General features: G+C 62.4%; 11 protein-coding genes and 3 pseudogenes. 2 read left to right on the top strand and 12 right to left on the bottom strand.

Going from position 1 to position 12834, the window contains the following annotated elements; all coding sequences use genetic code 11:
- Positions 1 to 15: 15 nt before the first annotated feature.
- Genes AC3WRR_RS01195 through AC3WRR_RS01180 form a run of 4 tightly spaced genes read right to left on the bottom strand, consistent with a single transcriptional unit; the run spans position 16 to position 3616 of the window.
- The gene (locus AC3WRR_RS01195) at positions 16 to 804 is read right to left on the bottom strand and encodes an ABC transporter ATP-binding protein (RefSeq protein ID WP_492295798.1); all 789 of its coding nucleotides are present in this window, start codon (positions 802 to 804) and stop codon (positions 16 to 18) included.
- Positions 801 to 1646, bottom strand: coding sequence for an ABC transporter ATP-binding protein (locus AC3WRR_RS01190; RefSeq protein WP_492295796.1), 846 nt, complete (start codon positions 1644 to 1646; stop codon positions 801 to 803). Before AC3WRR_RS01190 ends, AC3WRR_RS01195 begins: the two co-directional genes overlap by 4 nt.
- 7 nt (positions 1647 to 1653) lie before the next feature.
- Entirely contained in the window at positions 1654 to 2730 is a 1077-nt protein-coding gene (locus AC3WRR_RS01185) for a branched-chain amino acid ABC transporter permease (RefSeq protein WP_492295795.1), read from the bottom strand.
- Positions 2731 to 2740: 10 nt separating this feature from the next.
- The gene (locus AC3WRR_RS01180) at positions 2741 to 3616 is read right to left on the bottom strand and encodes a branched-chain amino acid ABC transporter permease (RefSeq protein ID WP_492295793.1); all 876 of its coding nucleotides are present in this window, start codon (positions 3614 to 3616) and stop codon (positions 2741 to 2743) included.
- Between the two features lie 1072 nt (positions 3617 to 4688).
- On the opposite strand from AC3WRR_RS01180, the gene AC3WRR_RS01175 reads away from it, so the two are divergent.
- Positions 4689 to 5738 (top strand): IS110 family RNA-guided transposase, encoded by a 1050-nt coding sequence (locus AC3WRR_RS01175; protein ID WP_492296036.1) that lies wholly within the window; start codon positions 4689 to 4691, stop codon positions 5736 to 5738.
- Between the two features lie 362 nt (positions 5739 to 6100).
- A pseudogene (locus AC3WRR_RS01170) lies at positions 6101 to 6911 on the top strand (IS5 family transposase).
- Positions 6912 to 6916: 5 nt separating this feature from the next.
- Here the strand turns inward: AC3WRR_RS01170 and AC3WRR_RS01165 are convergent.
- The 8 genes and pseudogenes from AC3WRR_RS01165 to AC3WRR_RS01130 all read right to left on the bottom strand — a co-directional run bounded on the left by AC3WRR_RS01165 (position 6917) and on the right by AC3WRR_RS01130 (position 12827).
- A complete protein-coding gene (locus tag AC3WRR_RS01165) occupies positions 6917 to 7228 on the bottom strand; it encodes a hypothetical protein (protein WP_492295792.1) in 312 nt (103 codons plus the stop codon).
- Positions 7229 to 7303: 75 nt separating this feature from the next.
- Positions 7304 to 7430, bottom strand: a pseudogene (locus AC3WRR_RS01160) (FAS1-like dehydratase domain-containing protein); the annotation flags it as partial.
- A 31-nt stretch (positions 7431 to 7461) separates the two neighbouring features.
- Positions 7462 to 8655: a lipid-transfer protein gene (locus tag AC3WRR_RS01155; RefSeq protein WP_492295791.1), complete on the bottom strand. Its 1194-nt coding sequence runs from the start codon at positions 8653 to 8655 to the stop codon at positions 7462 to 7464.
- 53 nt (positions 8656 to 8708) lie between these two features.
- A pseudogene (locus AC3WRR_RS01150) lies at positions 8709 to 9268 on the bottom strand (acyl-CoA dehydrogenase family protein); the annotation flags it as partial.
- A 92-nt stretch (positions 9269 to 9360) separates the two neighbouring features.
- Entirely contained in the window at positions 9361 to 9948 is a 588-nt protein-coding gene (locus AC3WRR_RS01145; RefSeq protein WP_492295789.1) for a hypothetical protein, read from the bottom strand.
- Complete coding sequence (locus AC3WRR_RS01140) at positions 9939 to 11627, bottom strand: long-chain-fatty-acid--CoA ligase (RefSeq protein ID WP_492295787.1); 1689 nt, start codon at positions 11625 to 11627, stop codon at positions 9939 to 9941. Before AC3WRR_RS01140 ends, AC3WRR_RS01145 begins: the two co-directional genes overlap by 10 nt.
- 89 nt (positions 11628 to 11716) lie before the next feature.
- Positions 11717 to 11902: an acyl-CoA dehydrogenase family protein gene (locus AC3WRR_RS01135; protein WP_492295786.1), complete on the bottom strand. Its 186-nt coding sequence runs from the start codon at positions 11900 to 11902 to the stop codon at positions 11717 to 11719.
- Positions 11903 to 11996: 94 nt separating this feature from the next.
- Positions 11997 to 12827: an SDR family NAD(P)-dependent oxidoreductase gene (locus AC3WRR_RS01130; protein ID WP_492295785.1), complete on the bottom strand. Its 831-nt coding sequence runs from the start codon at positions 12825 to 12827 to the stop codon at positions 11997 to 11999.
- Between the last annotated feature and the right edge of the window lie 7 nt (positions 12828 to 12834).

Genomic DNA, 12834 nt, shown 5'->3' with positions numbered 1-12834 from the left:
AGGGCAATCGACGTTCTAGCGCCAGGTCTTTTTCTTCTTCCAACGGCGCTCGGCGCGCACGCCCTGCTCTTTCATGCCGAGGTAGAACTCCTTGATGTCGTCCTTCTCGCGCAAACGGGCACAGGTGTCCTCCATGACGATGCGGCCGTTCTCCAGCACGTAGCCGTAGTCCGATGCATTGAGCGCCATGTTGGCGTTTTGCTCGACCAGCAAGATGGTGGTGCCGCGCTCGCGGTTGATTCGCACCACGATCTCGAAGATCTCCTTGGTCAGCTTGGGCGACAGCCCCAGGCTGGGCTCGTCCAGCAAGATCAGGTCGGGGTTGGCCATGAGGGCGCGGCTGATGGCCAGCATCTGCTGCTGACCGCCCGAGAGCAGGCCGGCGTCCTGCGCGGCGCGCTCCTGGAGGATGGGAAAGTAGCCGAACACCATCTCGATGTCGCGCGCCACGCCGTCACGGTCCGATCGGGTGTAGGCCCCCATGAGCAGGTTGTCTCGCACCGACAGCAGTGGGAAGACCTCGCGCCCCTCTGGCACGTGCATCAGGCCCTGCTGCACGATATAGGCCGGATCCTGGGCGGTGATGTTCTCGCCCTTGAACCCCACCGAGCCCTTGCGCGGGTCGATGATGCCGCTGATAGTCTTGAGGATGGTGGTCTTGCCGGCGCCGTTGGAGCCCAGCACGGTCGCGATCTCGCCACGGCGCACCTGCAGGCTGACGCCGCGTATCGCCTTGATGGGGCCGTAGGCGCTCTCGACGTTGAGCAGCTTGAGGACGGCGTTGTCGGTGACGGGCACGGTCATGCCTGGGCTCCCCGGGAGTGGTGTTCTACGCCGTGCTCGCGGCGCAGGCTGGAGACCTCGTCGATGGTGCCGAGGTAGGCTTCGATGACGCGCGGGTCGGACTGCACGTAGGCGGGCGAGCCGGTGGCCAGTTCCTCGCCCTGGGTCATGGCCAGCACGCGGTCGGAGACCTTGGAGACCAGGCCCATGTCGTGCTCGACCATGAGCACGGTCACGCCCAGCTCGTCGCGTATGTCGGTGATCCAGAAGGCCATGTCGTCGGTTTCCTCCACGTTCAGGCCCGAGGAGGGTTCGTCGAGCAGCAGCAACTGGGGTTCGGTACACAGGGCGCGCGCGAGTTCGACCACCTTGCGTACCCCGTAGGGCAGACCAGCGACGGTGGCGTCGCGGTGGTGCTGCAGATCCAGCAGATCGATGATCTGCTCGACGCGCTCGCGCGCCTGCAGCTCGGCGGTACGGGTCTTGCGGGTGAAGAAGATTTCGCTCCACAGGCCGGCGCGTTGGTGGATGTGGCGGCCAATGAGCAGGTTTTGCAGCACGCTGGCGTGCTCGAACAGCTCGATGTTCTGGAAGGTACGCGCGATGCCCAGGCCGGCGACCTCGTGCGGCGCCTTGTCGCTCAAGCGCATCATGCCCTGAGGGCTGGCGTACTCGATGCTGCCGCTGGTGGGGATGTAGATGCGGCTGATGAGGTTGAAGACGGTGGTCTTGCCGGCGCCGTTGGGGCCGATGAGGGTGAAGACTTCGCCGCGCTTGACGTCGAAGCTCACGTTGTTAACCGCCAGCACGCCGCCAAAGCGCACGCTCAGATTCTTGGCCGAAAGCAGGGTATCGTCGTTCATGGAGATGTCACTTCAAGCGATCGGACTTCTGATAGGACTTCTGCCGTTTGAACATGCCGCGACGGTAGAAGGGGAACAGCTCAAGATAGGTTCTGATCTTGAGCCAGCGTCCATACAGGCCCATGGGCTCGAACAGGACGAACAGAACCAGTATGGCGCCGTAAACCGATGCCTGCAGGCCGGCGACATTGCCAATGGCCAGTGGCAGCAAATCCTTCGCCTCGGAAATCAGCTGCGGCAGCATCACAAGAAAGATCGCACCGAAGAAAGCCCCGTGCATGGAGCCTAGGCCGCCGATCACCACCAGCAGCAAAAGATCAATGGATTGCATGACGCTGAATTGCTCGGGCGACAGGAACTGGATCTTGTGCGCATACAAGGCGCCGCCAATGCCTGTCAATGCGGCCGAAATGGCGAACGACAGGGTCTTGTAGCGCGCCAGATGAATGCCCATGCCTTGCGCCGAAATTTCAGAATCGCGGATGGCCACGAAGGCGCGGCCGGTTGAGGAGCGCATCAGATTGAGAATGCCCAGCGTGATGGCCACACACACAACCAAGCACAGCCCATAAAACTGCCCGGAACCTTCAAAGCTCCAACCGAGCAGGATGGGCTTTTGCAGCGAAAGTCCGCCGTTGCCGCCGGTGACGCTTTCCCAGCGCACCATGATCTCCTCCGCCACGAAGCCCAGGGCCAGCGTTGCCATGGCCAGATAGATGCCCTTGACGCGCAGCGCCGGCAGGCCGATGATGATCCCGACCGCCGCGGTCAGCAGGCCCGCGCAGGTCAGCGCCAGAGGAAATGGAAACCCGGCATTGACAAGCACGGCCTGGGTGTAGGCGCCCACGCCCAAGAACGCGGCGTGGCCCAGCGAGAACAACCCGGTAAAGCCGGTCAGCAGCATCATCCCGAGCCCGATGATCGAATAGATCAGCACGAAGGTCAGCTGGTCGATCAGGTATTCCCCCAGCAGCCAAGGTGCGGTGACCAGAAAAAGCCCCAGGCAGGCGTACCAGAAAACGTCCAGCCCTTTCTTGAAAAGGCGGATGTCCTGGTTGTAGTTGGTCTTGAATATGAATCGCATGCGAGGCCCCTTAGACTTTCTTTCGCAGTTTTTCGCCGAACAGCCCGCTGGGCCGGATCGCGAGCATGATCAGCACGACGATGTAGGGCGCGATGTCTTTGAACCCTTCCGACAAATAGAAGCCGGCCAATGCCTCCAGCAAGCCAATGATCAAGCCACCCACGATGGCGCCAGGCAGGCTGCCAAAGCCCCCAACCACCGCCGCCGGAAAGGCCTTCAGGCCAATGAAGCCCATGTTGACGTACACGAAAGTGATCGGGGCGAGCAATATGCCGGCAATAGCCGCCAATGCGCCGGCGAGACCCCAAACCAGGCTATTGAGGCGCTTGACCGGAATGCCCATGTAATAGGCAGCTAGTTGGTTTTGTGAAGTGGCCTGCATAGCGATGCCCACCTTGCTGTACTTGAACATCACGAACAGCAACGCGCACAGCACGGCGGTGACGGCAATCACAGCAACGTGTTCGGCGGCCAGCATGAGGCCGCCCAGCCGGATAATCTGGTCTTTATAAGGCACCGGAAATGCCTGCGTATTGGTGCCGATGTCCGGGATCATGGTGACAATCCCCCTGATGAAGTAGCCCAGGCCCAGCGTCAGCATGACGATGGCAAAAACGGGCTGCCCCAGCATGGGGCGTATCACCACCCGTTCGATGACGACGCCCAGAAGGCTGGTGCCGACGATCACGATCGGGATCGTTAGCCAGAACGGCAGGCCGGCGACGGTCGTTGACACGAAGCCCAGGAAGGCGCCGACCATCATGATGTCGCCCTGGGCAAAGCTGACGGTTTCCGTGGCTTTGTATATGAGAACAAAGCTCAGCGCGATCAGTCCGTAGACACAACCCTGGGCGATCCCGCCCATGAGTAGTTGTAGCAGTTGCACTTCCATCTCCTCGCTTTGATGACTACCCCAAATCACTCACATCGGTGACAGAGTCGGGATCTACATACAACAAGCACTCGGCAGACCTCATCTGAGGAATCGGAGCCAGCATTCGTTTCGGATACCTTTAAATTTACCCGTTAAATTATTGCCTTACTGTAGAGTCCAATTAGTGTCGTGGAATGCGGGTTTCGGTAAGTGTGGCCGGCCACCGGCGCTATGCGCACACCACCGTACTGCGCGGGTGACGCCGTGGCCGCGCAGGCGCTGGGCATAAAAAATAATCAGCGAGGATGCGCTGCGCCGAGCAATGAAGCGCATTGACAAGGCTGCCAGCGCGGAGTTTCTGCGCCCGAGCCTTGCTACTTAGGGCGGCAGGCGCCGGAGTTGGCGCGATCGCGCCCCCGCCGCTCGCAACGGCGTATTTAGACAGTAGTGCCACGGGATGTCCCCTCCTCGTTGACGATGGCCCGTCATGAGCGGGGCCGTTGCTGCGCGCCGGTATGCCAGCGTCGCAGTCAGTGCATGGCGCCCCAGCGCTTCATCACGTTCAGCGCGTTCAGCGCGTTCAGCAATCGCGCATCGACATGGCTACCCTCCAGAAGTCGGTAACCAAAATATACAGTCAACTTACCATTGAGTCAATGCAAGAACCGATAAGAAGGCAGCAACGTTTACCCTGAAATTCACAGGATTTCTGCATGGCAAGCATGGCATCTACGGAAGGGATGGGAGTTCTAGACGCTAATCGGCCAATATTTTTTACCGATGAGTTAAGACGTGAAGAGACGTTCATTCAAGTAAGACCGCGGCATCGCCGTTTGCGTCGTACCCGTCCGGCACGAGGGGACGGGCTGCCCCATCCCTTTGCAACCACCGGGAGTTCAGCATGGACAGATTCGAACGGCTTCGCCAGATGAAGCGCGGCGCATACGGGCGCTCCCCGCCGTGAACTGTAGTAAATCGCAGTACGTATTCGTAGATGGAATGGTCGCCTCCCGCCTCGGCGAATCGCCGACCGTGCCGGAGCAGTTCGTAAGGCTGAGCTCCCATCTGTGTCACAGTGGTGATTCTGTCGTCGCAGCCTGCCAAGGAGAGTCCACATGGAACGACCACAGTAGCCATCGACCTGGCCAAGCACGTTTTCCAAATTCATTTCGTTGAGCCAGACACTGGCACGATTCACAGCAAAGCCATGAGGCGCGCTCAGCTGTTGCCGTTCTTCACGAACCGACCGCCATCCCGCATCGTCATGGAGGCCTGTGGCAGTGCCTATTACTGGGCACGGAAGTTGTCCGCACTCGGGCACGATGTCCGGCTGATTGCTGCCCAGTTCGTGCGGCCGTTTGTCAAATCCAACAAGAACGACACCGCAGACGCCGCGGCAATCTGGGAGGCAGCGCAACGCCCCGGAATGCGGTTTGTGGCCGTCAAGACGGAGGAGCAGCAAGCCATGCTGGCGCTCCACCGCATGCGCCAGCAACTTGTACGCTTTCGCGTGATGCAGGTGAACCAGTTGCGCGGACTGTTATATGAGTTCTGGGTAGTGCTGCCACAGGGGCGCCGCACGGGAATCACCGCTGCGAAGATCGCCCTAGCTGATCTGGCAGACCAGTTGCCTGCGATGCTAACAGATGGCTTGCAAGACCAACTATCCGGGCTGCTATCGCTCGACGAGCAGATCCAACGGATTGAGCAACGCATTATGGAATGGCGTCGCAGTGACGAAGCGTGCCGCCGTATCTCCGACATCCCGGGGGTTGGCTTGACAGCCACTGCCGCAGTCGCCGTCATTGGGAATGCCCGCACCTTCAAGTCCGGACGAGAGTTTGCAGCCTATCTTGGACTTGTGCCTCGACAGAATGGCTCTGGCGGCAAAGTCAAACTCGGCGGCATCAGCAAGCGGGGTGACGTGTACCTCCGCACCTTATTGATCCACGGGGCGCGAGCTGTAATATCAAAATCTCGACACGTGCCCGACCACCTGAAGTCCATGCTACAGCGACGACCAACCAACGTCGTCGCTGTAGCGCTGGCCAACAAAATGGCGAGAATCATTTGGGCGCTGCTGGCATATGGACGCGCGTACCAGACACCCTTCGCTCCACCATTGCCGGCGTGACTTCGATGAAATGACCATCCACACCACCTTTCACGGTTGCATAGGTCGATATTGAATTGATGGCAAGACAGGTCGGACCGCGCAGAGCCAAACCTGAAACATTACTCGGACCTTGAGTCCGTTTCGTAGATGAGGACCTCTGCGGCGAAATCCATCGGGGCCGGCGGGTACGCCCGCAATCGAGTCCGGATATAAGTCCGCAACCACCTACTCGCCACCAACGATATCCCTTGCAAAAGGGAGGCGATCATATAAGTAATGTTGTTCCGCGCGCTTAGAAGCCCTAAAAAAATGAATTTACAGGGCTGTTAACTTCGAGTGATCTTTGTTAACCTTTGCGTTGTTTCGTCAGCGCAAAGGACATGGCCAAACTCATACTCGACGACGAACTGTGGGCACTCATCGAGCCACTACTGCCGCCACCGAAAGCTCGGCGCACCCGCTATCCCGGGCGCAAGCCGCTAGACGATCGGGCCGTGCTCACCGGCATCCTTTTCGTCCTGCAGTCCGGCATTCCTTGGGAGATGCTTCCCAAGGAAATGGGCTGTGGCTCCGGAAAGAGTTGCTGGCGACGACTGCACGCCTGGCAGGAGGCCGGTGTTTGGGACCGCCTGCACGAGGTGCTGTTGGCCAAGCTGCGTGCGGCTGACCGCATCGATTGGTCACGTGTCATCGTCGATTCCTCTTCCATTCGTGCTGTGGGGTCGGGTCAAAAACAGGACCCAACCCTACCGATCGCGCGCGACCCGGTTCAAAGCATCACCTCCTGACAGAGGCCCAAGGCATACCGTTGGCGCTGATACTGACCGGCGCCAATCGCAATGACGTCACTCAACTGCTGCCGCTGGTCGAAGCGATTCCGCCTATCCGCGGCAAACGCGGCCGTCCATTGTCCAAGCCCGCATCGTCCAGGGTGATCGTGGGTACGACCACGACAAATATCGCAAGCCGCTTCACGCCGCCGGCATCGCCACCGAGATCGCCCGTCGTGGTGAACCGCATGGCAGTGGTCTTGGCAAAACCCGTTGGGTCGTCGAACGAACGATTGCCTGGCTGGACAACTTCAAGAGATTGCGCGTGCGCTTCGAGCGCCTCGCCACCATCCACGAAGCCTTCCTGAAAATCGCCTGTTGCATCATCTGCTGGCGTCATCTCAGGAAGTCATTTTGTTAGGCCTTCTAAGAGTAAAAGCGCGGACTTCGCAGCCTCGCCTTGCCAAACGCGGTGCGATAGACCAAGGATTTTGTGTCCTTGATGCCAAGCCTGCCTCCGCACAGTTGACAGCGACCGGTAATCCGGATGAACTGGTCCACCTGCTCGGTCAAGACCACAGTCTGAAGCTGTCGCAGGATCTCTTGCGACTCGCGAATGAACAGGCCCAGCCCCGAGGCCGAAGCGACATCGGCATTGCGCTCAATCACCGCAACTTCAATCACCTTAGAGGGCTGTTCGCCCGCCCGCTCAATACAGGCTTGGATCGAGATGCGCATGGCGGTCTCCGGTAGTCTCAGTACACAATAGACCCCTTACCTGACGGATTTGCCCCCGTTTTTGGCCACTCCCTAGCCCGCATCGCGCGCGGCGGATTCATCGGTGTAGACGGCGTCGGTCTCGCCAATGGCTTTGGCGAAAAAGCGCAGGCGCGCCCGTCTCCACGTCGACCGAGCCCTTCGACAGGACCAGGCGGATCATGCGCTTGTCTGCCATTCGGATCTCCCTCGCCTTAGGCCCGCCCATACAGCGTCACCACGCAGGCGCCGCCGAGTCCGAGGTTGTGCTGCAGGGCCAGGTTCACGCCATCCACCTGCGTCTTCTCCGCCGTGCCGCGGAGCTGGCGGGTCAGCTCGTAGCACTGCGCCAGGCCGGTCGCACCCAGCGGGTGGCCCTTGGAGAGCAGGCCGCCCGACGGGTTGATGACGACCTTGCCGCCGTAAGTGTTGTCGCCGTCCTCGACCATCTTCTCGGCCTCGCCGACCTTGGCGAAGCCCAGCGACTCATAGGTCAACAGTTCGTTCTGGGCGAAGCAATCGTGAAGCTCGCACACATCGATATCGGATGGGCTCACGCCAGCCTTCTCGTAAACCTCGTTGGCAGCCTTGCGTGCCATGTCGAAGCCGACCAGGCTGATCATCGACGGCGGATCGAAGCTGGCGGGCACGTCGGTGGTCATCGACTGGGCGAGGATGCGCACGTCGGTGCGCAGGTTGTGCTTCTTCGCAAACGCCTCGGTGCAGATGATGGCAGCGGCTGCGCCGCAGGTCGGCGGGCAAGCCATCGAGCGGGTCATCACGCCGGGCCACATGACCTTTTCGTTCATCACGTCTTCCGCCGTGACGATGTCGCGGAACACCGACAGCGGGTTATTGGCGCCATGGCGGCTGGCCTTGGCGCGGATCTTGGCAAAGGTTTCCAGCCGGGTGCCGTACTTCTGCATGTGCTCGCGGCCGGCGCCGCCGAACAGCGTCAGCGCACGCGGCACGCCGGCGTCGATGGCATCCTGGATCAGGGGCGCGCCGACCGTGGTGAAGCCGTCCATCGGGCTTTCCCGGTCGTCCCACTTGCCCTTCAGCGCACCCGGCTGCATAAACTCGAAGCCCAGCGCCAGTGCGCACTCCACAGCGCCGCTCTCCACCGCCTGGCGGGCGAGGAACAAGACGGTGGAGCCGGTCGAGCAGTTGTTGTTGACGTTGACGACCGGAATGCCGGTCAGGCCAACCTTGTAGAGCGCGGCCTGGCCGCAGGTCGAGTCGCCATAGACATAGCCGACATAGGCCTGCTGCACCTTTTCATAGGGGATGCCCGCATCCTCGATCGCAAGACGGGCCGCCGTGGCGCCCATCACGCTGTACGAGTCGCTCTGGCCCGGCTTCTTGAACGGGATCATGCCAACCCCGGCTACTACTGCTTTCGAGGGCATTGCTAGCCTCCTTGCTTCAATACATGGAAAGGGAATCACCGGAACGGCCGGTGTTACATCTTGCGGGTGATGACCTCGCGCATCACCTCGTTGCTGCCGCCGTAGATGCGTGCGATGCGCATGTCGACGAAGGCGCGCGCAATCGGGTACTCAAGCATGTAGCCGTAGCCGCCGTGCAACTGCACTCTGTCGTCGATGCACTTCCGCATGGTCTCGGTGGCATGCAGCTTGGCGATGGCCACTTTCTCGCTTGTCAGGTGGCGGCGCATGTGCTCGCCAAGGTAGCAGTCCACCATGGTGCACAGCGCCACGGCGTTGGCCTTGACGTCGGCCAGCTTGAACCTGGTGTTCTGGAAGTTCCACACGTCAGGCTGACACCCTTGGCGCCGACGGCCGGATCGGTCTTGCAGACCACCATCACGAGGTCGGAGCAGAAGCCGTTGGAGATGAAGGTCTTGGAGCCGTTGATGACCCATTCGTCGCCGTCGCGCACGGCGGTGGTGAGGCAGGCCTGGACATCGGAGCAGCCGCCGGGCTCGGTGATGGCCAACGCCAGGATGGTCTCGCCCGCGCAGATCCCGGCCAGCCACCGATGCTTGCGGTATGCGCCTCCCCTGCTACTGTCTCCATTGCGCTTCTCGTACCCATCGTCGCTGCCCTCTCTTGATCGGGTGTCATCCTCGCGCGAGGATTGCAACCTCGCCATCATCCTTGCGCCGCCGGCACGCCCGACCAGCTCAGGATGCAATGCCAGCGCATCGCCGCCAGCCGGTCGGCACACATGCCGAAGCGGTCATAGAAGGCGGAATGCAGGCGCTCCAGGGAGGCAGACCCCGCGCACGACGCCGGCTCTCCCTGCGCTAGCCCCAGCAGCGCCCGCATCAGGCGCTGCTCGAGCACGATGTCGGTCAGCGCGCCACCTTCGCGCAGCAGGCGCGCACTCAGCTCGCACACGGACAGGCCCAGCACCGCCGCCGCATGCGCGCGTGACCACGGCGCCTCAGGCGTGGCGAATGCCGCCCGGGCGATGCGCAGGGTCAGCAGGCCCGGCTCTCGGTGCGACCAACTTGCAGGCGGCGACGGCCGGTCTGCGGCTGACAGCTCCAGGTGCAGCGCATTCCCCGCCGACAAGGCACCGGGTTCCACCTCGACATGGAACAGCTGGTAGGCGGGCAGCCTGAATGAACCACCCCGCTCCAGTCGCCGGCTGCGCCGGGCGTGGTTCAGCAGACAGGCCCCGCGCCGGCCGATGATCTTGGTGGCAAAGGGCAGGCGCAGGTTGGTCAGGCGCATGGCTGCCGGTGCGCGTCCTGGAGCGCCTTCCACTGGATCTTTCCGGTGCCGGACTTGGGCAAGTGATCGAGGAACTCCACCAGCCGCGGCACCTTGTAGGCCGCCATGCGTTCGCGCGACCAGTCGATGATGTCCTGCGCCGACACCTTGCCCCGCTGCTCTGGCTTGAGCACCACCATAGCCTTAACGGATTCGCCGCGCTTGTCGTCGGGCACGCCGATGATGCAGACCTCGTGGATGGCCGGATGCGAGTACATCGCCGCCTCCAGCTCGGCGGGCCACACCTTGAATCCGGACACATTGATCATGCGCTTGAGACGGTCACGCATGAAAAAGTAGCCGTCCTCGTCGACGGTGGCGAGATCGCCGGTGCGCAAGAAGCGCTTGCCGTCACGCTCGAAGAACGCTTCGCAGTCGGCCGCCTCGTTGCGCCAGTAGCCGAGCATGACCTGGCCGCCGCTGGTGACGATCTCGCCGGTCTCGCCCGGTAGCAATTCCTCCAGCGTGGCCGGGTCGACGATGCGCGAGTCCACGCCAGGCCCGGGGATGCCCAGGCACTGCCGCTTGCTACGCCAGACGGGGTTGCCGTGCAGGAAGGCGGCCGTCTCGCTCATGCCGTAGCTCTCGTTGATGACCAGTCCGAAACGCTCCTGCAGCGTGCGCGCGACCGCCTCGGGCACTGCCGCGCCGCCGCCGATCAGCAGCGACAGGCTCGACAGGTCGCGCGCCGACGCCTCGGGATCGGCGAAGAAGTCCACCAGCATCGCCGGCGGCGCGACCCAGACCGAGACACGATAGCGTTCCATGAGCCGGCCGGCGGCCGCGACGCTCCAGCGCGGCATCATCACGACGGTGGCGCCAAGCACGATCGGCAGGATCATGCCATTCTGCATGCCCAGGCCGTGGAACAGCGGAGCCGCGCCCAGGAACACGCATTCAGCGTGCATGCCGCGCCAGAGCATGGAAGATGTGGTGGCCGTCAGAATGGTGTGATGGCTGTGCATGCAGCCCTTGGTCCGCCCCGTGGTGCCGGACGTGTACCACAGGGCGCACAGGTCGTGCGCCTGCGGTGCACGGCCGGTCGGGCCCAGGCCAAGCCCGATGGCCGCCTCCATGTCCGTGACGCGGGCGTCCGCAAGCGGCTGCCGCGGCTCATACACCGTCGCCGGCATCGCGGGGTCGGGCTGCCGTTTCTCCTGCCCCGACAGCAGATCGCTGTAGGCGTGGGTGACCACCGCCTCGAGGCCACCGGCCATTTCCGGGGCCGCGCACGGCATTATGTTGGGCAACAGCTCCTGCGCGACCAGGGCCAGGCGGGCGCCGCTGTCGCTGACGTAATGCGACATCTCGGCTGTCGTGCACATCGCATTTACCGGCACCACCACCGCGCCCGCACGCAGGATGGCGTAAAAGGCCGTGGTGTACTGCGGGCAATTCTGGCTGAGCAGCAGCACGCGGTCGCCGGGCTGGACATTCAGGCGTTGCTGCAGGTAGCCCGCCAACGCCATGACACGCGCCTGCAGCGCGGCGTACGTGATTTCCGTGCCGCACCAGGCGATAGCGAGCTTGTCGGGATAGCGCTGCGCTGCGACTTCAAGGAAGTGCGTCAGCGGCACTTCCGGCGTGCGGATCGAATGAGGCAGGCCCTTGGGCCAGAAGCGCAGGTGTGAGGCTGACATCTGTGTCTCCAGTCTGATTGTCATTGTTCGGGCGCGCGTTATGAAGTCTCTTTCTCGATCCTGCGGGCAATGAAACAGCGAGTGTTCTGCTAGTCCAGCAGCGCGTTGCCGAACACCTTGCTTTGCCGTGCATAGTCCACGGTCACGTCGATCGCGCGCATCATGGTGGCCTGCGCGCCCAGGGCAACGATCATGCGCTCCTTGGGCAACTGCGGCATCTGCTGGGAGATGCCTTTCCCCTCGTCCCCGCCGAGCAGGTTCTCGCATGGATCCACGGGGCAGAATAGGTACTCATGGCGCTCTCTTCGAACTCGGTTGCAAGGGCTTCAGCCGGAGCGGCGCATCGTCGTCCGCCCCGGCGCGGCGGCATTACGGTCGGCCGCCACCACAGATCAGGACCTGGCCGCTGACAAAGTTGGTCTCCGGGATGCACAACGCGTAGACCGCGCCGGCGGCTTCCTCCGGGGTGCCGCCGCGGCCCATCGGAATCATGGCTTCCACGTTCTTGGCCAGTTGCTCGTTGATCCCTACCTTGATCTCCCGGCCGCCGATGTCCACGGTTGCGCTCTCGTCGCCGGCATACGGGACCGTCATGCGCGTGTGGATCAGGCCGAAAGCGACGCTGTTCACGCACACCTTGTAGCGGCCCCACTCCTTGGCCAGCGCCTTCGTCAGGCCGTTGATGCCGGCCTTGGCAGTCGAATAGTTGGCCTGACCGGCATTGCCGAGGATGCCGGAGACGGACGAGATGTTGACCACCTTGCGGAACACCTCGCGACCCTCCGCCGCCTCCTTCTTGGCGCAGCCGCGGAAGTAGTCGGCGGCGGCGCGCAGGATGCGGAACGGCGCGGAGATGTGCACGGCGATGATGTCGTCCCACTGCTGGTCGGTCATCTTCTGGATCACGTTATCCCAGGTGTAGCCGGCGTTATTGACGATGATGTCCAGTTGGCCGAAGGTGTTCAGCGCGGTCTTGACGAACCGCTCGCCGAAGTCGGAATCGGTCACACTACCGATACAGGCGACAGCCTTGCCGCCCTCGGCGGCGATCTGGGCGACCACTTCTTCGGCCGGGGCCTGGTCGAGGTCGTTGACCACCACGGCGGCACCCTCGCGATGAAGCTTCAGGGCGATCTCACGGCCGATTCCACGGCCCGATCCCGAGACAATGGCGACCTTACCTTCTAGTTTCCTGCTCATGCTTGCT

Source organism: Cupriavidus sp. FW305-3-2-15-C-LB2 (assembly GCF_058787575.1).
Note: the sequence above shows the minus strand (reverse complement) of the source record. Positions and strands in the feature narration are given on the sequence as shown.